Annotated in this window: 23 protein-coding genes and 2 pseudogenes; 14 read left to right on the top strand and 11 right to left on the bottom strand. The window is 35.8% G+C overall.

Features of this window, described 5'->3' with window-relative positions; all coding sequences use genetic code 11:
• The first annotated feature begins 19 nt into the window (after window positions 1-19).
• On the top strand, window positions 20-682 hold the full coding sequence (locus tag MKX72_RS18690; RefSeq protein WP_028414925.1) for a sulfite oxidase-like oxidoreductase: 663 nt from the start codon (window positions 20-22) through the stop codon (window positions 680-682).
• Between the two features lie 33 nt (window positions 683-715).
• On the opposite strand, the gene MKX72_RS18685 is transcribed toward MKX72_RS18690, so the two are convergent.
• Window positions 716-1,228 carry a MogA/MoaB family molybdenum cofactor biosynthesis protein gene (locus MKX72_RS18685; protein WP_049165975.1) on the bottom strand — a complete coding sequence of 171 codons (513 nt, stop codon included), beginning with the start codon at window positions 1,226-1,228 and terminating at the stop codon, window positions 716-718.
• Between the two features lie 12 nt (window positions 1,229-1,240).
• Window positions 1,241-1,729 carry a cyclic pyranopterin monophosphate synthase MoaC gene (moaC, locus tag MKX72_RS18680; protein ID WP_033580001.1) on the bottom strand — a complete coding sequence of 163 codons (489 nt, stop codon included), beginning with the start codon at window positions 1,727-1,729 and terminating at the stop codon, window positions 1,241-1,243.
• 114 nt (window positions 1,730-1,843) lie between these two features.
• Between moaC and MKX72_RS18675 the strand changes: the two genes are divergently transcribed.
• Window positions 1,844-3,109 carry a molybdopterin molybdotransferase MoeA gene (locus tag MKX72_RS18675; protein ID WP_098626223.1) on the top strand — a complete coding sequence of 422 codons (1,266 nt, stop codon included), beginning with the start codon at window positions 1,844-1,846 and terminating at the stop codon, window positions 3,107-3,109.
• Window positions 3,110-3,123: 14 nt separating this feature from the next.
• On the opposite strand, the gene MKX72_RS18670 is transcribed toward MKX72_RS18675, so the two are convergent.
• A complete protein-coding gene (locus MKX72_RS18670) occupies window positions 3,124-3,255 on the bottom strand; it encodes a YvrJ family protein (RefSeq protein WP_014458777.1) in 132 nt (43 codons plus the stop codon).
• A gap of 430 nt (window positions 3,256-3,685) precedes the next feature.
• Window positions 3,686-4,117 carry a hypothetical protein gene (locus MKX72_RS18665; protein WP_049165972.1) on the bottom strand — a complete coding sequence of 144 codons (432 nt, stop codon included), beginning with the start codon at window positions 4,115-4,117 and terminating at the stop codon, window positions 3,686-3,688.
• A gap of 156 nt (window positions 4,118-4,273) precedes the next feature.
• Here MKX72_RS18665 and MKX72_RS18660 point away from each other — a divergent pair, with 156 nt between their 5' ends.
• Both MKX72_RS18660 and MKX72_RS18655 read left to right on the top strand, forming a co-directional pair.
• Window positions 4,274-5,056: a GNAT family N-acetyltransferase gene (locus MKX72_RS18660; protein WP_049165971.1), complete on the top strand. Its 783-nt coding sequence runs from the start codon at window positions 4,274-4,276 to the stop codon at window positions 5,054-5,056.
• A gap of 231 nt (window positions 5,057-5,287) precedes the next feature.
• Window positions 5,288-5,473: a hypothetical protein gene (locus MKX72_RS18655; RefSeq protein WP_033580005.1), complete on the top strand. Its 186-nt coding sequence runs from the start codon at window positions 5,288-5,290 to the stop codon at window positions 5,471-5,473.
• A gap of 124 nt (window positions 5,474-5,597) precedes the next feature.
• On the opposite strand, the pseudogene MKX72_RS18650 reads toward MKX72_RS18655, so the two are convergent.
• Window positions 5,598-5,792 (bottom strand): annotated as a pseudogene (locus MKX72_RS18650) (winged helix-turn-helix transcriptional regulator); the annotation flags it as partial.
• Between the two features lie 325 nt (window positions 5,793-6,117).
• Here MKX72_RS18650 and MKX72_RS18645 point away from each other — a divergent pair.
• Window positions 6,118-6,687, top strand: coding sequence for an MEDS domain-containing protein (locus tag MKX72_RS18645; RefSeq protein WP_028414918.1), 570 nt, complete (start codon window positions 6,118-6,120; stop codon window positions 6,685-6,687).
• A gap of 249 nt (window positions 6,688-6,936) precedes the next feature.
• Window positions 6,937-7,809 carry an AraC family transcriptional regulator gene (locus MKX72_RS18640; protein WP_155007736.1) on the top strand — a complete coding sequence of 291 codons (873 nt, stop codon included), beginning with the start codon at window positions 6,937-6,939 and terminating at the stop codon, window positions 7,807-7,809.
• A gap of 378 nt (window positions 7,810-8,187) precedes the next feature.
• Here MKX72_RS18640 and MKX72_RS18630 read toward each other — a convergent pair whose 3' ends face one another.
• Window positions 8,188-8,394 (bottom strand): SPW repeat protein, encoded by a 207-nt coding sequence (locus MKX72_RS18630; protein ID WP_340760670.1) that lies wholly within the window; start codon window positions 8,392-8,394, stop codon window positions 8,188-8,190.
• A 189-nt stretch (window positions 8,395-8,583) separates the two neighbouring features.
• Here MKX72_RS18630 and MKX72_RS28340 point away from each other — a divergent pair, with 189 nt between their 5' ends.
• Window positions 8,584-8,856 (top strand): DUF3973 domain-containing protein, encoded by a 273-nt coding sequence (locus tag MKX72_RS28340; protein ID WP_049165968.1) that lies wholly within the window; start codon window positions 8,584-8,586, stop codon window positions 8,854-8,856.
• Between the two features lie 43 nt (window positions 8,857-8,899).
• Here the strand turns inward: MKX72_RS28340 and MKX72_RS18625 are convergent, their stop codons facing one another.
• A complete protein-coding gene (locus MKX72_RS18625) occupies window positions 8,900-9,541 on the bottom strand; it encodes a DUF1232 domain-containing protein (protein ID WP_028414916.1) in 642 nt (213 codons plus the stop codon).
• A gap of 119 nt (window positions 9,542-9,660) precedes the next feature.
• Here MKX72_RS18625 and MKX72_RS18620 point away from each other — a divergent pair, with 119 nt between their 5' ends.
• From MKX72_RS18620 to MKX72_RS18600, 5 genes are all read left to right on the top strand, one after another.
• Complete coding sequence (locus MKX72_RS18620) at window positions 9,661-10,242, top strand: manganese efflux pump (RefSeq protein ID WP_063247141.1); 582 nt, start codon at window positions 9,661-9,663, stop codon at window positions 10,240-10,242.
• Window positions 10,243-10,632: 390 nt separating this feature from the next.
• Window positions 10,633-11,070: a DUF3267 domain-containing protein gene (locus MKX72_RS18615; RefSeq protein WP_235918727.1), complete on the top strand. Its 438-nt coding sequence runs from the start codon at window positions 10,633-10,635 to the stop codon at window positions 11,068-11,070.
• 557 nt (window positions 11,071-11,627) lie between these two features.
• Window positions 11,628-11,813, top strand: a complete 186-nt coding sequence (locus tag MKX72_RS18610) for a hypothetical protein (protein WP_028414911.1) — start codon at window positions 11,628-11,630, stop codon at window positions 11,811-11,813.
• A gap of 81 nt (window positions 11,814-11,894) precedes the next feature.
• Window positions 11,895-12,176: a hypothetical protein gene (locus MKX72_RS18605; protein WP_034267520.1), complete on the top strand. Its 282-nt coding sequence runs from the start codon at window positions 11,895-11,897 to the stop codon at window positions 12,174-12,176.
• 196 nt (window positions 12,177-12,372) lie between these two features.
• Complete coding sequence (locus MKX72_RS18600) at window positions 12,373-12,864, top strand: hypothetical protein (RefSeq protein WP_155007737.1); 492 nt, start codon at window positions 12,373-12,375, stop codon at window positions 12,862-12,864.
• Between the two features lie 79 nt (window positions 12,865-12,943).
• Here MKX72_RS18600 and MKX72_RS18595 read toward each other — a convergent pair whose 3' ends face one another.
• Window positions 12,944-13,174, bottom strand: coding sequence for a hypothetical protein (locus tag MKX72_RS18595; RefSeq protein ID WP_155007738.1), 231 nt, complete (start codon window positions 13,172-13,174; stop codon window positions 12,944-12,946).
• A 270-nt stretch (window positions 13,175-13,444) separates the two neighbouring features.
• Here MKX72_RS18595 and MKX72_RS18590 point away from each other — a divergent pair, with 270 nt between their 5' ends.
• A complete protein-coding gene (locus MKX72_RS18590; protein WP_098999659.1) occupies window positions 13,445-13,963 on the top strand; it encodes a YfiT family bacillithiol transferase in 519 nt (172 codons plus the stop codon).
• Between the two features lie 212 nt (window positions 13,964-14,175).
• On the opposite strand, the gene MKX72_RS18585 is transcribed toward MKX72_RS18590, so the two are convergent.
• Both MKX72_RS18585 and MKX72_RS18580 read right to left on the bottom strand, forming a co-directional pair.
• On the bottom strand, window positions 14,176-14,646 hold the full coding sequence (locus MKX72_RS18585) for a hypothetical protein (protein ID WP_049165965.1): 471 nt from the start codon (window positions 14,644-14,646) through the stop codon (window positions 14,176-14,178).
• A gap of 4 nt (window positions 14,647-14,650) precedes the next feature.
• Window positions 14,651-15,439, bottom strand: coding sequence for a hypothetical protein (locus MKX72_RS18580; protein WP_155007739.1), 789 nt, complete (start codon window positions 15,437-15,439; stop codon window positions 14,651-14,653).
• A gap of 265 nt (window positions 15,440-15,704) precedes the next feature.
• On the opposite strand from MKX72_RS18580, the pseudogene MKX72_RS18575 reads away from it, so the two are divergent.
• A pseudogene (locus MKX72_RS18575) lies at window positions 15,705-15,806 on the top strand (esterase); the annotation flags it as partial.
• Between the two features lie 221 nt (window positions 15,807-16,027).
• On the opposite strand, the gene MKX72_RS18570 reads toward MKX72_RS18575, so the two are convergent.
• Complete coding sequence (locus MKX72_RS18570; RefSeq protein ID WP_165636196.1) at window positions 16,028-16,186, bottom strand: hypothetical protein; 159 nt, start codon at window positions 16,184-16,186, stop codon at window positions 16,028-16,030.
• Window positions 16,187-16,263: the final 77 nt, after the last annotated feature.

Genomic DNA, 16,263 nt, shown 5'->3' with positions numbered 1-16,263 from the left:
AAATAAAGAGGTGGTACCTATGAACAAAGCAGACCGTATTAAACGAATGAAAACACCGGAAATTGATCCAAAGTATGAAGGACGAGTGCCTCCGGGTCAGGTAGTAACAGAGCGCTTTCCCATTTTACATGAAGGCGACGTGCCGGAGTATAACTTAGAGGAGTGGACGCTTCGCGTGTTTGGGTTGGTAGACAAAGAAGTGACGCTTTCGTATCAAGATATATTGAACATGCCTCAAACAACGGTGAAATGTGATATTCATTGCGTAACGAGATGGACAAGACTTGATAATGAATTTACGGGCGTGCTGTTTACAGACTTTTTAAAAGCAGTTGGCGTGGAGTTGAAAAGTAAATACATCATGCTGCACGGAGATAATGACTATACGTCAAACATTGAAGTAAAAGATTTACTGAGAGACGATATTCTTCTCGCTCATTCCTTTAACGGAGAGCCGCTTACACCTAAGCATGGATATCCGCTGCGATTGGTTGTGCCGCATTTGTACTTTTGGAAAAGTGTCAAATGGCTTCGGGGCTTTGAAGCTATTGATGAAAACCATCCGGGCTTTTGGGAGCAAAACGGCTTTCATCTTAGAGGAGATCCGTTTAAAGAAGAGCGTTTTTCTGGAGAAGATTTAGGCATTCCAGAAGATGAGTGGGTACATAAAGACTATGATTAATAAAAATGCCTATGCGTGTGCATAGGCATTTTGTTAGCGCTGGCGGTTTAATTCCCACACAACGTGGCGAAGTTCAGGCAAAATCAGTTTGGTCATAGCTAGGCGAACAGCACCGCTTGATCCTGGTGTAGAAAAAACGGCTTTTTCGTTAATCGTCCCGGCAATTGCCCGGCTCATAATCGCTGCGCTGCCAATGTCTTCGGTGTAGCTCAGCATGCGAAACAGCTCGCCAAACCCGACGATTTCTTTATGAATCAGCGCTTGAACGGCTTCAATTGTGACGTCTCGTTTTGTAATGCCGGTGCCGCCGTTTGTGAGAACAACGTCAATGTCCTCAGCACTGCATCCGGTAAGTATCGCTTGTTGAATCGACGTTTGATCGTCTTTTACAATTTCATAGGAAGCGACCTGCATCTCGTGTTCTTTCAGAAGTTGAATCATTAGCGCGCCGCTTTTATCGGTTTCTTTTGTACGTGTATCGGATACCGTAATGACTTTGCAGCGAACGGGCTGAGTTGCTTTGGATTTATGTTCATGTACGCTCATTATGTACCTCCTTTACGCTTCCGTACGCTTGTAGTCACCGTTTTTGCCGCCTGATTTTTCAAGCAGATATGTTTCGCCGATAATCATGCCTTTATCAATGGCTTTGCACATATCATAAACGGTTAGAGCGCAGGCAGAAGCGGCAGTTAAAGCTTCCATTTCAACGCCCGTTGAGCCTTCCGTTTTAACCGTTGCTTCTATTAATAAACGATACTTGTCATTGCTTGTATCCCAGTCAAATGAAAGGTTTACGCCTTTTAATAAAAGAGGGTGACACATCGGAATAATGTCAGACGTGCGTTTTGCTGCCATAATCCCTGCTACTTGTGCAACAGCAAGCACGTCGCCTTTTCCGATTTTATGTTCTACAATGGCTTCGTGAATTTCTTTGTTAACAAGTATGCTTGAACGAGCTGTTGCAACGCGTCGAGTGATAGATTTTTCGCTAATATCGACCATATTGGCACGGCCTTGGTCATTAAAATGTGTAAAAGAAGACATCGGTGTTTTCATCCTTTTTCAGTAAATTTTGTTGTATGATAGAAACAGTGAGATATGCTATGATTTTACACCATAGCGTAAAAAGTGAACAGACATAAAGGAAGTGAAGAATGTATGTTAGAAAGCAGAACACCTATTTCAATTCCTGAAGCAATTGAAAAAGTTATGACATATAAAAGAAAAGGCAGCATCGAACGCGTATCGATCACCGAAAGCTACGGGCGCTATTTAGGAGAAGATATTATTGCCGACCAAAACGTGCCTCATTTTAATAAATCGCTTTATGACGGCTTTGCGGTTCGAGCACAAGACTGCGTAGAAGTATCAAATGGACATTCTGTAGAGTTCGAAGTTGTAGGTGAAATCGGCGCTGGCTCTGTTTTTGAAGAAGAAGTAAAGCCGTTTCAAGCAGTGCGCATTATGACAGGAGCGCAAGTGCCTCATTCATGTGATGCGGTTGTGATGCTTGAAGTAACGAAGTCGTATGAAAAAGAAGGCAAAACGTATATGGCGTTAAGCAGGCCTGCTTCAAAGTGGGAACACATTGCGTTAAAAGGAGAAGAAACAAAAAAAGGAGACGTGCTCGTTTCAAAAGGAACGCGCATTAATCCGGGCGTCACGGCTTTTTTAGCTACGTTTGGCTATGCGGATGTAGCCGTGGTGAAGCAGCCGGTGGTTGGCGTGTTAACAACGGGAAGTGAACTGCTTGATGTAAACGAGCCGCTAGAGCCAGGAAAAATCCGCAACAGCAACTCTTATATGGCACTTGCGCAAATCGTAAGAAGCGGGGGAATTCCGAAATATTTAGGGAAGCTTGAAGATGATTTTGACCGCTGCTATGAAGCGGTAGAAAAAGCACTTGAAGAAGTGGATATTTTACTGACAACCGGAGGGGTATCCGTTGGTGACTATGATTATTTGCCGGCTATTTATGAAAAGCTTAGTGCCAATGTGCTGTTTAACAAAATTGCGATGCGACCGGGAAGCGTCACAACAGTCGCAGAACGAAACGGACAGCTGCTGTTTGGATTATCAGGAAACCCATCTGCTTGCTATGTCGGGTTTGAACTGTTTGTACGTCCGATTGTTCGCAGCTTTTTACATTCACCGGCGCCTCATTTACATAAAACAAAAGCGGTGTTAAACGGCCGTTTTAAAGAGCCTAACGCATTCACAAGAATGGTGCGAGGAGAAATGACAGACGAAGGGGGAAGGCTCTTAGTAACGCCTGTTGGCATGGACAAGTCGGGTGCTATTTCATCTTTAGCTGCGGCGAACGGCTTGATTGTTCTTCCGGGTGGAGAGCATGGATACGATAGGGGAATAGAAGTGGATGTGCTGCATCTTGAAAAAGAAGGTACAAGTTCGCTTTGGGTATAAAAGCAGAAGTCTGCTTATTGCTTGTCCTTTTTTTCAATAAGAATTTGAAGCAGTTCTGTAATTCGATCTAATTTGCTTTCAATGCGCACGAGTAAGTAAAAAGATAGCGCAACTGGAAAGCCTAATTCTTTAATATAACTAACCAAGTTTTCTATAATTGCATACCTCCTTCACTTAGAAGATATATTATCATATGTGATTTCTAAGTATTTGTTCGCAGGACATACACCCATTTTCAAGACAAAAGTCCTTTGAAAATAAGAAAAAGCAGCCTCGGCATTGGCAAGCGAGGCTGCTTTTTTTGTAAGGGTTCATTTATACGTATTCGAGTATAAATGACTATTAAATTTTAACATGTTTTTGAATATAAATACTACTTTGGATGTGTTCTAACATATGAATAAAAGGTGCGCTTTTAATTCATCAATTACGTTGGTTCTCCTAATCAAAAGCCAACTAAATGAAGGATGTATAAAAAGCGGCATATTCTATAAAAGTGACTCTTTCAGAACCCTTACTTCCCTAGGGGTTCTCTTTTTTCCTGTGTGCCTAAGAGGGTGGTTTGTGTACACGGTCTTAATCCTGAGATAAATAAATCCAGTTCATTTCATCAAATTCTTCAATACTATAATTTGCGCCTATGCTTTTTAATATTTTATTGAAGAATTTTAGATTAACTTCATGATCATACAAATCTTCTTGAATGTATTCTTTTATAATAAAGTTTGTTAAATTTGTATTGTTAACAAAGTCTGAAAAGAACGATGTTATAAGGTCTGAATCTTTTTCGTTTAATTTTTCATCATTAATGATCGAAATCCTAAAAACGTTTAAAATCGCGTCAATATCTTCTGCATCCATATAACACAATGGATCTAGTTTTTTATCTTCTTCTGTAAACGGATTTCGAGTGTCTTCAATAACTACATAAGATATGATTCTTCCATTCCTTGATACATGGAAGATTTCTAAATCACGCAATTTTAAAATTCTATGAAGCGAGATCATAAGTTCCTCCTATTAAAATGTTGATGTACGATATTTTAATAAATTAGATATTGGTAAATCTAAAAAGTATAGTATTCAGTTTACAGTAAAATAATCTTGTGTGGTATTAATTAACAAATATGTAAACATATACTTTGTTAAGGAGGAGTAGATAAAATGTATTATTTAGAACCAAAAGATTATGATAAGATACATAACATTTTAAAAGCATCATTTAAGACTCCTACATTTGCTTTTTCTGTCGTTAATCATGTTATTGAAGGATCTGTGTATGTAAATGATCGTATGAGGCCAACGTCAGGATTTCTTAGAATACCTGCAGGTGACTATTATGTATTTGGTAAAGGAAATGGTGGGGTGTTTAATAAATCTCTCTATCGTTACTTCGTTGAGAATGTTTATGGTAAGGAAAAACGTTTTACTGTTTTTACTCCATCCACCGACTGGGAGGCTTTTTTTGACGAGACTTTCGAACCGTACGTAAAGAAAATGATGCGTTCTAAGTATAGATTTGTTCCTTCAAAAGTTCCTTCTCAGTATAATCTTCCCGATCTTTATGAGTTAAAAGATTTTAACTCCGACGCTTTAAGAAAAAGTAAGAATTTTAACGAATCATATATAGTGGATTACTGGGGATCAGAAAGTCATTTTCTGAAAAACGGATTAGGCGTTTGTGTTATCCATAAAGAAAATATTGTCGCTGAATGTGTGTCGATCTTTCATAGTGGAACAATAGCTGAAATCGATATTGTGACTAATCCTAGCTATAGAGGACAGGGACTGGGAAAGATAGTAGGTCAAGAGTTTGTAAAAAAGTGTTTAGAAAAGAACGTTATGCCTGCTTGGGATTGCGATAATAATAATGAAGCGTCAAAAGTATTAGCTAGTAAACTTGGATTTTCTAATGAAGAGAGTTACGCTCTATATGTATTAAAATAAAAAGCCCTAGAAATATGGTTTTTTTCTTTGTACCAACAACATATTTTAAGTTAACTAAGTCTAATTATGATAGGTATGTTACAATGTAATTATAAGGAAGAAGAGGTGGATATAGGGATGTTGACGGCAGTAGTTGTAACTGTTTCAATTTTATCTTTAGCTTGGATTGTAGGGGAAAAAGAGCAGCCGAGGAAACAATGATTAGAAGAAAAAGCATCTGAGGTGGTATATATGCAAAGACAGCAAGGCATTACTGTCCTTTTATTAATGTTAGGAATGGCAGCTATTTCTTTAGGGATGGCTTTGAAAAATGTATTTGAGTACTCTCCTACGGTAGGGTGGCTTCTAGGAACCGCAATATTAACAGGTAATTCTATTTATACAGGTGTACAAATTAAAAAGAAAAGTCATACATAATTAATTTCAAAAGTGCTTGGATAAACATTATCCAAGCACTTTTTTAGCTTATTACATTACAGTAACTACTCGTGTATAGGCTATATCTAAAGTACACGAATCTATTAATAAATATAATTTATATTTAAATTTCTTCTTTTTCCATTGCTCTCGCATTAATAATTCTGTGCTTATGCGTTTCTCCCCAGTCTTTCATAAGTAAAATGATTGGTTCGAGAGATCTTCCGAATTCGGTTAGGGAGTACTCTACTTTTGGGGGGATTTCTTTATAGATTTCACGGTGAACAATCCCGTCTTTTTCTAACTCTCTTAATTGAAGGTTTTGAGAGGACATAAGTGAATATAGAAGAAACGTTAGAGCTTCTCTTTTAAGTTTAATTCCATAATTATTTCTTGTTAGGTTTTAATCGTATTTGAAAAGGGTATAGTATCCTTTAGTCAAGCTGCTAGAATAATTGTCGCAAACGTTTGCAATCAATATAGATACACTGTTCTAAAAAAGCTGTCCACCCCAAAACAAAGGGAAGAACATCCAATTTTGACATGCAGGAACGCAAAGCGTAGAATCTTTCTAACAGATAAACAAATTACTATTTTAAGAGGCTTAAAATTTAGGTTGATTTTATATAAGGGAGCGTACATATTTGAAAAATCAGTTTGCTCAATTAATACAGAATAATGAAAGCGTTCATATTTACTACAACATTGACGATATGAAAAGTTACTTAGACAATCTTGTGTCTTATATTGTTTCGGGTATTGAACAGAAGAGACATACTTTAGTTATAGAAAGTGAAAGATTAATTCCATTAATTTTTGAAAAATTAGAGGGAATTCTAACTAAAGATCAATTAACCTATATACATACTATTAATAATTTTGATTATTACTGTTCAAGTGGAAGTTTTCAGCCTGCCATAATCTTTGAACACCTTTCTAGACACTTAGATCCTTTCTATAAAAACAATACATCTTTTCAAATATGGGCTCATGTAGAATGGGGACAGCAAGAAGGAATTATACCTATTCTAGAAGAGTTTGAAAATGAAGCCGATAAATTAGTAAATAAAGGCGGATTGTATTTAGTATGCGCTTATGATGAAGAGAGAGTACCAGAAGTTCTTAAGCTCGCTTTAATGAAATGCCATCCATACGTAATTTTAGAAAATAAAATTGCGCCATCCCATTTATATGTAATGACAGATGCAGTGTAATTGCTATTTTGGTTGGGATTTGCTCATAAAAACACAGGTGAATAGAGAACAAATAAAGAGCCTTATACTTTAAGGCTCTTTATTTGTTGTTTTCGAAAGTTATTATGTTAACTAAAATTGCATCTTGAATAGCTTGTTTAAGTTTGTGAAAACTTATGAACAGAAGAAAAAAGCCTGCATAACTGTGCATGAAATGTCGGATAGCTCTATTCAAATCCTGCTATTCTGATAATAAGGGAGGTCATATAAATGGATTTGCTTAGAAATATGAATAGAGCTTTAGACTATATTGAGGAGAATTTAACCAATGATATCGATTTTAGAGAAGTAGCAAGGCTGGCTCTTTGCTCTGAGTATCACTTTAAAAGAATGTTTTCTTTTCTTGCAGGTATTACTTTATCAGAATATATTCGCCGAAGACGACTTACACTTGCAGCATTTGAACTTAAAGATAGTAACATCAAAGTCATTGATGTTGCGATCAAGTACAATTACAGCTCCCCGGATTCGTTTACAAGAGCTTTTCAAAATTTGCATGGTATAACTCCTTCCGAAGCTAAAAAGAGCGGCAGTTCACTTAAAGCATTTCCAAAAATGACCTTTCAGTTATCAATTAAAGGGGGAAATGAGATGAATTATCGTATTGAGGAAAAAGAGGCCTTTCATATAGTCGGTATTAAAGAAAAAGTTCCAATAATCTTTCATGGAGTCAATCCAAAGATTGCTGCTATGTGGGAAAGCTTGAACGATGAAACAATACGTGAATTAAAAGAACTTTCTAATGTTACACCACTGGGTTTGCTTAGTGCATCTGTGAACTTTTCTGAAGGGAGAATGGAGGAAAAAGGGCAGCTGGACCATTATATCGGTGTAGCCACAACTAAGGATTGTCCCCATCATTTAGTACAACTTGAAGTGCCAGCTGGAACATGGGCTGTATTCGAAGCAGTCGGACCATTTCCTGACACATTACAAGATGTATGGGGACGAATTTATTCAGAATGGTTTCCAGCCTCAACTTATGAACAAGTAGAAGGGCCGGAAATCTTATGGAATGAACATAAAAATGTAACGTCGCCAACCTTTAAAAGTGAAATATGGATACCCGTGTTAAAAAAGTAATGATGACTCCGTAATGGAGAGCAAAGGTAGATCGCAAATGTGATCTACCTTTGCTACTTTATAGCTTTCTATCAACTACATTACGTTGACTAAATAAATATGTACCGTCCTTACATAAAAAGCAGAAAAAGCTCCCTATTTCCGTAGGGAGCTTTTCTGCTAGGAGAATTATTTCTCACATAGTCGATACGTTGCGGTATCTTGAGTAGTTTAAGCAAACACTGGAATATTATTCGCTTTTTAACTTACAGCTTTTAATTTTAATCTTGCTTTAGAGTTCAAGCTCCATAAACTAAGTAATACGGTCATTAACCCAAGTATGACGCTAGACCAAAGCACACCGTCTGTTAATGAATAAATAAAGGGAAAAAGAATAAACTATAATCCGGTAATGAGCGAAATCCAATTTTGGCATGAATTCCATCCGGGTTTAGTAACTCCCCAAAAAGACATAACCAGTTGAAGGGTTCCAAATACAATACTTGCTGACGTAGCCCCTGCATCGTATGAAAACCCAAGCATCCACGGGGCCATAACAAACCAAATACCGATTACAGCGTTAGCAATTCCTCTTGCTTTCATCATTATCTCTCCTCAAATTATGATACTCGTAGTGATGTCATGATTAAACTATATGTTTGGAAGTAACGTGTGTTGAGTATTCATCAACGCCTGTTGAGATTTTTTCAACTTTTCATGTAGGAACAAGCACTTCTGTTGATGAGTTCTCATAAGATGTTTCAAAATCAAGTATAAGAAAGAGAGTGAAAACAAATGTACTATTGTGTTAATTGCTGCAGATTGCAAAATGAACATCTTATTAAGAGTAAGTTATTTGAAAATGGAGTCTATATAGATCCATTTGTAGGAGAGAAAATCCCTTTAGGTATGTGTGCACATAGATGCAACCATGAGTCATGCGAGCCATGTAAAAAAGAAAAAATTATTAAAAAGATTGTGCCAAAGGAATTATCTAAATTAAAGAAGGCAATAGAGTATTTGCCTGCTCATCGTCATGGTTCAGAAAAAGTTCCATTTTCACAATAAATAGCGGAATGCCGCGTTCAGTTCCCTTAATAAAACTCAGTTTTTATTCCGTAAGTTGATTCATCACTAGTTGTACAGCTATTGCATCGTCTAAATAACCGATTGGAAAGACGTAGTCTGGAATAATATCGGTAGGCAAAATAAAATACAATAGCGCACTTCCCAATATAGAGCGCTTGGCGGCTGAGGTTTCTTCGCTACAATATTCAAGATACATTTGCTTTAATTGGTCGATGAAAGTACCAACGCTTCCTACTTGCTCTATTTTGGATTGAAAGTTATTTATGATCATGCTGTGTCCTTCGTCTGTCTGTGCATATTGCTTATATTTTGTTAGTTCTTGTTTTACACGTTCAATCGTAAAGTTGGTATCTGCTATATTAAAAGATTTAAGTATTTCTTGAATTTTATCGATGGAGTAATGAATGCCTGTTTCTAGTTCATTTTCTGTATGGTTTGAAGCAGCTTCAGCAGGATCAATCAATGCTTCAAGAGGCGTATTTAAATAGTGTGCAAATTGCTTTAAATGATGTAGATTTGCTTGCTGCTTTCCATTTATAATCCGTGAAATAGTTGCCGTATCAATCCCCGTAAGTGAGCTTAGTTTCCGCATAGATAAAGCATTTTCCTTTAATAAAGACCGTAATAACAGACCAAGGCTTTGTTCATTTTGGATGTTAGACATTGCGATTCACCTCTTTATATTTTTCAACGCGCAGTACTCATTTTATTGAAGGTTTATCAACAATATATGCAACAAGTAAGCAAATTTCCTCAATATTATCATCAAAAGGAGAATACAAAATGGAATGGTTATTCATTTTAGGTTTTGCCCTATCATCAAGTATAGATAACTTTGGTGTAGGAATATCTTATGGAGTACGAAAAATCAGGATAAAATGGCTTTCTAATTTACTAATAGCAGCTATTTGTTTCCTCTTTAGCATGACCGGGATTATGTTTGGCCGATGGCTTTCAACGATTTTACCAGGGGTGTTCCATGTTATTGTAGCCGTCGTATTATTAACGCTAATTGGAATTCGAATTATTTTATTAGTTGGTTCCCAAAAAAATAATGAAATTGATGAATTAGATAGTAGTGGTCAAGAAAACGTACGATATATTGGCTGGGTTGAAAGCAGTGTGCTAGGTGTTGCACTTTCAGCCAATGCACTTACAAACGGTCTAGGAGCGGGTTTACTTGGTTTATCACCTTTAGCTATTTCGCTTACATCAGCATTTGGTAGTTTTATAACGGTATGGCTAGGAGTAATGGTGGGGCAAAAAGCAGCAAATGTTCAAATTGGGAAGTTTACATTAGGTCAATTTGGAACGTTAATCAGCGGGATTACGATTTTAATTGTAGCTTTTACTCAAATATTCTAAAAGAAGAGACGCCATTTAAAGCAAGCGGCGTCTCTTCCTTATGTTTTAAGTTAGTACATTATGTTGATCAAGTTCGTATATCGTGTTCATCCACTAACCTATGATAAAATGGAAATATAATCAATATATTCAATATATTCTTTATATTAGGGGGGAGGGACATATTGATCAACTTACAAATGCTGCAGTGTATTTACTTACTCAATATTTAAATAATAAAGTGTAATATATATTAGGAGATTTTACGTTAAAACAAACGCATAATTAGTGGAAGTTTGGACAAGGGAGGGAACGCTTATCATCATTTGGTTTCGCCACTTGCCACAAATAAGCAGGGACTTTTCTGAATGGACGCCTTTTATCCAGAATACGTGGTATCGAAAACACTATATGAAGTTTGTATATTTACTTCAAATTATTATTCTATTGATACCTTATTTCTTTGGAGCAGACTTTACTCACATCAATCTCTTTTATCTTATTATAATGGGTATGATTGTCTTTGCTATTCATGAATGTCTGCACGTTTTAGTCGTATATAAAAAAGGTGATGTGAGCTTGACATTTAGCGGAATATTTTTCTGGCTCAATACAAATGCAACTCTATCTAAAACGAGATATTGGATCTTTATGAGCTTGCCTTTTCTTGTATTATCGATAGTTCCTGCTATTACGTCGTTCTATGTATCAGGAAATATTAGATCCATCCTATTATTTGTATGTTGGATAAATACATTCATTTCTGGCTCAGATATCTATAACTCATTTTTAATTGCGATTAAACCGAAGAACTCGTTTTTTTGCAGAGGTTATTACCAAGTAAAGTAGTAGGACAGGGGTCTATTTGTACTAATACCTAAAAAGGGCACCTATAGTAATTAGGTGCCCTTTTTGTGCTGGTAATCCGTTTTATACTAGTTAGTTTCGGGTAACCTCCGTTCAAACAGTATTCTAAAATTATGTTAAAATGTAATTATAAGGAATAAGGGGTGGATATAGTTATGGTGACTGCACTAGTTGTAACGATTTCTATATTAGCGTTAGCTTGGAGTGCTGGACAAAGAGAACAGAGGGAGTAACTATATGTATTATTTGTATATAGAATCGAGATGATTGGATAAATGAGCAAAAGAAATGTTTTAGTCAAGTTGATGTTCTTTTTAGGATCATTTTCTATTATAATCTTTGGGTTTATTTTAAAACAGGGATTAACAGGGTTGCTTTTATCTGCTGCCTGTATTATATCCGCAGGGTTTTTAATGAAAACTGGAGTTACAAAAAGAAGGGGAAACTAACATAGCTTAGCTTCTCCTTCTTTTTGATAAGTGAAATAATTATAATTATGTTAAAATATAACTATATTTACTTTTTTGGTGGTGAAATAGATGGATAATCGAAGCTTGGGATTATTTTTAGTCGGTATAGGAACAGTCTTTCTGATTTTAGCTTTAACATTACATATAGCTGGATTATTATATGGTGTTATTTTAGGAAGCAGCATATTATTAAATGTTTCAGGGGCAGGTATACTTATGAAGTTTATAGCTGATGAAAAACTGGCTAATTTGTAGAGATCTTATAAAGTAAGATCTCTTTGTTATGAATCTTACGCTAGAATGTATTTATTAGAAATGTTTGGAGGGTATCCTGTTTTGGAAATGAACTTTTTTTGGTTAGCGTTAGGATTAGCTGCCCTTGGTTATTTTATAGGCGATGGTTTAAAAAATTTTAGTAAACCTCAAAGGAAATCAAAATATCCTTATTTGATTAAAGAAAAAGATCTGCACTATCACTTTCATTTGAGTAAGGGTGAAATTGAAGAACTGTTAACTAAATGTCCTGGAGCTCCAAAAATAGAGCTGAAAGGGACTACATATTATCCGTATCATCAATTCGTTGACTGGCTGTCGTCTAATGAAATCTATAAGGTGTAAAGGAGGGGAAGCATTTAGTCTTTAAAGACTAGATGCTTCTTTTTTTGAAGATTGGATGCTAATGCCATTGCCACTAGAAATAAACGTATGTCATCGTTAGCTGAGTTATCTTTGCCTGGAATCGTTGTGGTATATTACATAAACTTTCAATTTTAGGTAATAATATTTACGAAAATAAAGTTTGAGGAGACAATTCATGCGTAAGTATAAAAGAAAATTGATCATTTCTTTAAGCGTGCTAATCTTCCCATGGTTAACCGCGCCTTTTATAGGAACAAAATCATTTGTCCGTTTTTTGCCTGTAGCTACTTTCGCTAACTTATTCATCATTGTGTTTACCGTCATTGCCAATCAGAAAAAATGGTTTAGAAATAACAATCCTTTATTTCCTAAAGCACCCATAGATTTTACTTATATATTAGGTCCGCACTTAATAGGAACACTTTGGATATTTAAGCTAACGTACGGCTCTTTTCTAAAATACTTACTTGCCAATACGGTGTTAGACTGGTTTAATATTTTCCCTTTTGGCGGTGCTTTGAAAAAAGCGGGCATATTTAAAATGAAAAAGATGTCGCCAAGCATGTACTGGGGGATGACTACGGTTTTAGCCATTGTTTTATATGGATATCAGTACATTGTGGAAAAAGTAATTAGGCAAACCAATGATTCTCAGTCAAGATTATAAGCGCTTAAAGCAACTATCCAAAAAAGATCTTCTAATAGCTGAAGGTCTTTTGTTATTTCTGTGGGGAGCTATGACGTATTTATTTAACTTTTTTTATTTTCCATAATAAGGTTGCAAGGAAGGCACTAAAAAAGCCAATAGCAATTAAACAAAAACCAATTTGATACAAAATGAAATTCCAGCTGTCTGCAAAAGAAAAAAGTGTAATTCTTCCTGATTCTATAATATCAACGATAATAAATAATGAAAGGGTAATAAAATATATTAAAAAGAACTTTTTGTAGAAATAGCTTTTATAATCACTGCTCATTTTACTCACCTCAACTTAATTTTACGCCAAGTTTTTCTATATGTTTATTGTTTTTATTAAAAACGGCCTAATTTAGGGGGGGGAATTATCATGAATTATAGCAAAGGCAGGTCTTTGTACTGCGTAGAAGGTACATGAGGGTAACTGAAAGTACACACCATATTTATAAATTATAATTTTTCACCTATATTTAATTCTGAATATTTGAATTTATTTATATTTAAAATTGATATAATAGATATTAACAAAACTAGAAAGGGAGGAAGAAGTATGTTTAATCAATATCCCATTGGAAAATTTACCGTGAAGAAAAATATTCAAAAAGAAGATATTCAAGGTTGGATTCATGACATTGGAGATGCACCAAAGCAATTAGCTTATGCTGTAGAAGGGCTGACAAACGAGCAGTTAGCTACGCCTTACCGAGAAGGCGGCTGGAAATTAAGTCAAGTTGTCCATCATTTAGCTGACTCACATATGAATGCTTATACTCGTTTTAAATTAGGCTTAACAGAGCAAGCACCTACTATTAAGGCCTATGATGAAGTAGCTTGGTCAACTCTGCCTGATAATGATTTACCGATAGAAGTTTCTCTTCAACTTTTTTCAGCTTTACATAAGCGTCTTCATAAAGTTTTAAACTCACTTGATGAAAAAGATTTGAAGAAAATGATCCACCATCCTGAAAATGGGGAAGTGACGATTGAGCAATTAATAGCCACTTACGCTTGGCATGGAAAGCATCATATTGCTCATATTACCACATTAAGAAATCAAAGAGGATGGTAGAATGGCATTTAACATATGTTAGAACCAAAAAAGCTCTTTTTAAGAGCTTTTTTGGTTCTAATAAATGACATTATGCTAATTAAAGAGTATACAGCTTAAAAACAGGAAAACTCCCTCAATCCCTCAAACCGTTAAGGAAGTTATCTCTAATCCTGAATAGTGATTCATTCATCCTGCATCTCGCTATTGTATTGTACGATGGTGACTTATTTTTATAAGCCATCCGATTTGACTTTCGAAACACCTAAGGCAAGGTTTTCCCACAAAGTTTGTTCAACCACTCCGGCGTCCACCGTATGACAATCAACAATGAGTATGACTTCCGAATGTTTGCCGCGTAAAAGCCGTTGATTTTTCCTGACTACTTTAAACATAAATAGTTTAATTCCTAGTCCTAAGATAAATCCGATAAAAGCACTAATTAGCCCCCAGTAGATGGGTCCCCAACTTAGTTTAAAACCAATGCTTGCACCAATGACTGAAAAGGCTGTGGCTAGAGTCATTCCTAAATCAATAAGAGAAACTCCATCGGCTCGATGAAGGCTATCAAAAATCCGGCGATCTTCCGTTCGATTATTGAGAGGAACAATAAATATATCTTCTTTCTTTATCCCTTTTCTTTCTAGCTCTGAAACAGCTAATTCTATGTAACTGGAGTATTCAAATGTAGAAAAGACCTGCATATTTTCACTCCACCTTTTTTCCTTTCGCAATACAAAAGCTTGGATGTTGATACGTTTTCTCAAAGAAGTTTTTCTGCACTCTTTCAGCAAGTTTATTATTCTCCACCGTATTTATATAGGAGTCAAAGGTAGCAAAACCATATAGAGAAGGGAAAAATAACAGCCATTCTTTATTTAAAACGGAAGTAGCCTGTTTTATTTCTCCTAAAAATAGAAGAGAAATCCCTTCAAGCAGGTGAGAATAATAAAAGAAAACAACCGCCCAGACAATAACAAAGAAAGCACCAATGATCCGATGAATATAGAGTTGTCCTAGACCTGGCATCAGCAAGGACCAGACAACGGATAGGATGGGATTCCGTTTATCTAAATAGTTTATTTCCATCGCTCCTATACTAAAGGTGTTGAACCGATGGTTTTCTCGTTCAGCTAACACGTATATTTTATTTAAATCAACGGTTGTTCGGTAACTATCCCATATAGCAAAAATATAAACGGGAATATAAATAAGAAGCCATCTTGTATTAAGAACATCTTTGGCCATATCAATGTTTCCTTGAAAAGAATAAATCATAGCTAAATTCACATGAGATTTAAGGTTTATGACGACTTCCCATACAAATAACACAAAGCCGCGAAGGTATTTAGACAGTAGTAGATGCCCAAACCCTGGAAAAGCTGCTGACCACCAAGCGATAATATAAGGGTTTCTTAAATGGATTTGAGTCGTTCCAAATATACTGACATGAGCAATATAGCGTCTTGCAGTATTGTCATTTTTATAATTATTCATTTACGATCTCCTATGGATTCGAAAAAAAGATACTTTGTATACCTATCATCCGTATTTAATATGGTCTTGCTCATTTATTTTATGCAATTCATTGATATACTCCTAATCTTTATCTAAATGAAGAGTTCTTTGACAAGAAAACGTTCTTTATTTTTCCATAAAGAGCTTTTTTACATGTTGTTTCTAACAATTGGTATTATGTTAATAAAGAGGTGGTTAAATGCTTCACGGCGTCTTGATTCGTTTGTTCAAGATATAGAAATATATTCAACTTTGTGACATTGGACATATTGGGTTGCTTTCAAATAGTCAGGTTAACGCGTACATAAAAGAAGGGCTGAATGGCGAGGGACAAAATACAAACTAATTATTTTTCAGGTGGACAAGGCAGGCTTGCCTTTTATACATTGGGGATTAGACCGTTTGCCTTTGAGTTTCACCAGTATAGACCTGATGAAACACACCCGAAGTCACAGTATTTCCCCCGTCGAAATAGAGTAGACTGCTAAAAGTACCTCGGTTAATTGAGGTACTTTTATAGGTTCTTATACAAAGAGTCCGTGATTAAAAACTGCTTAAAGTGTTTTTTTAATCGCGCATTGCGCCTGCTTCTCGAGAAGTCATTGCACCTTGTCCTTCATTTATGTCTCTTTGGATTTCTTGTTTTACTTTTTGAGCATTTGTTGCAGAAGCTGCTGATTTTTCAGTAAAGCCCGCATTTTCTTTAGCCGGTTGATTTTGCTGCATATAATCTCTCCTTCCTTTTTTATTCGTACAAAAAGGAAGAATGGAGATCCATTCTTCCTTCAGCCATCAATTATAAA

This window comes from Priestia sp. FSL R5-0597 (assembly GCF_038006305.1).
Lineage (GTDB): Bacteria > Bacillota > Bacilli > Bacillales > Bacillaceae_H > Priestia > Priestia zanthoxyli.
This window is presented reverse-complemented; position numbering and strand designations above follow the sequence as displayed.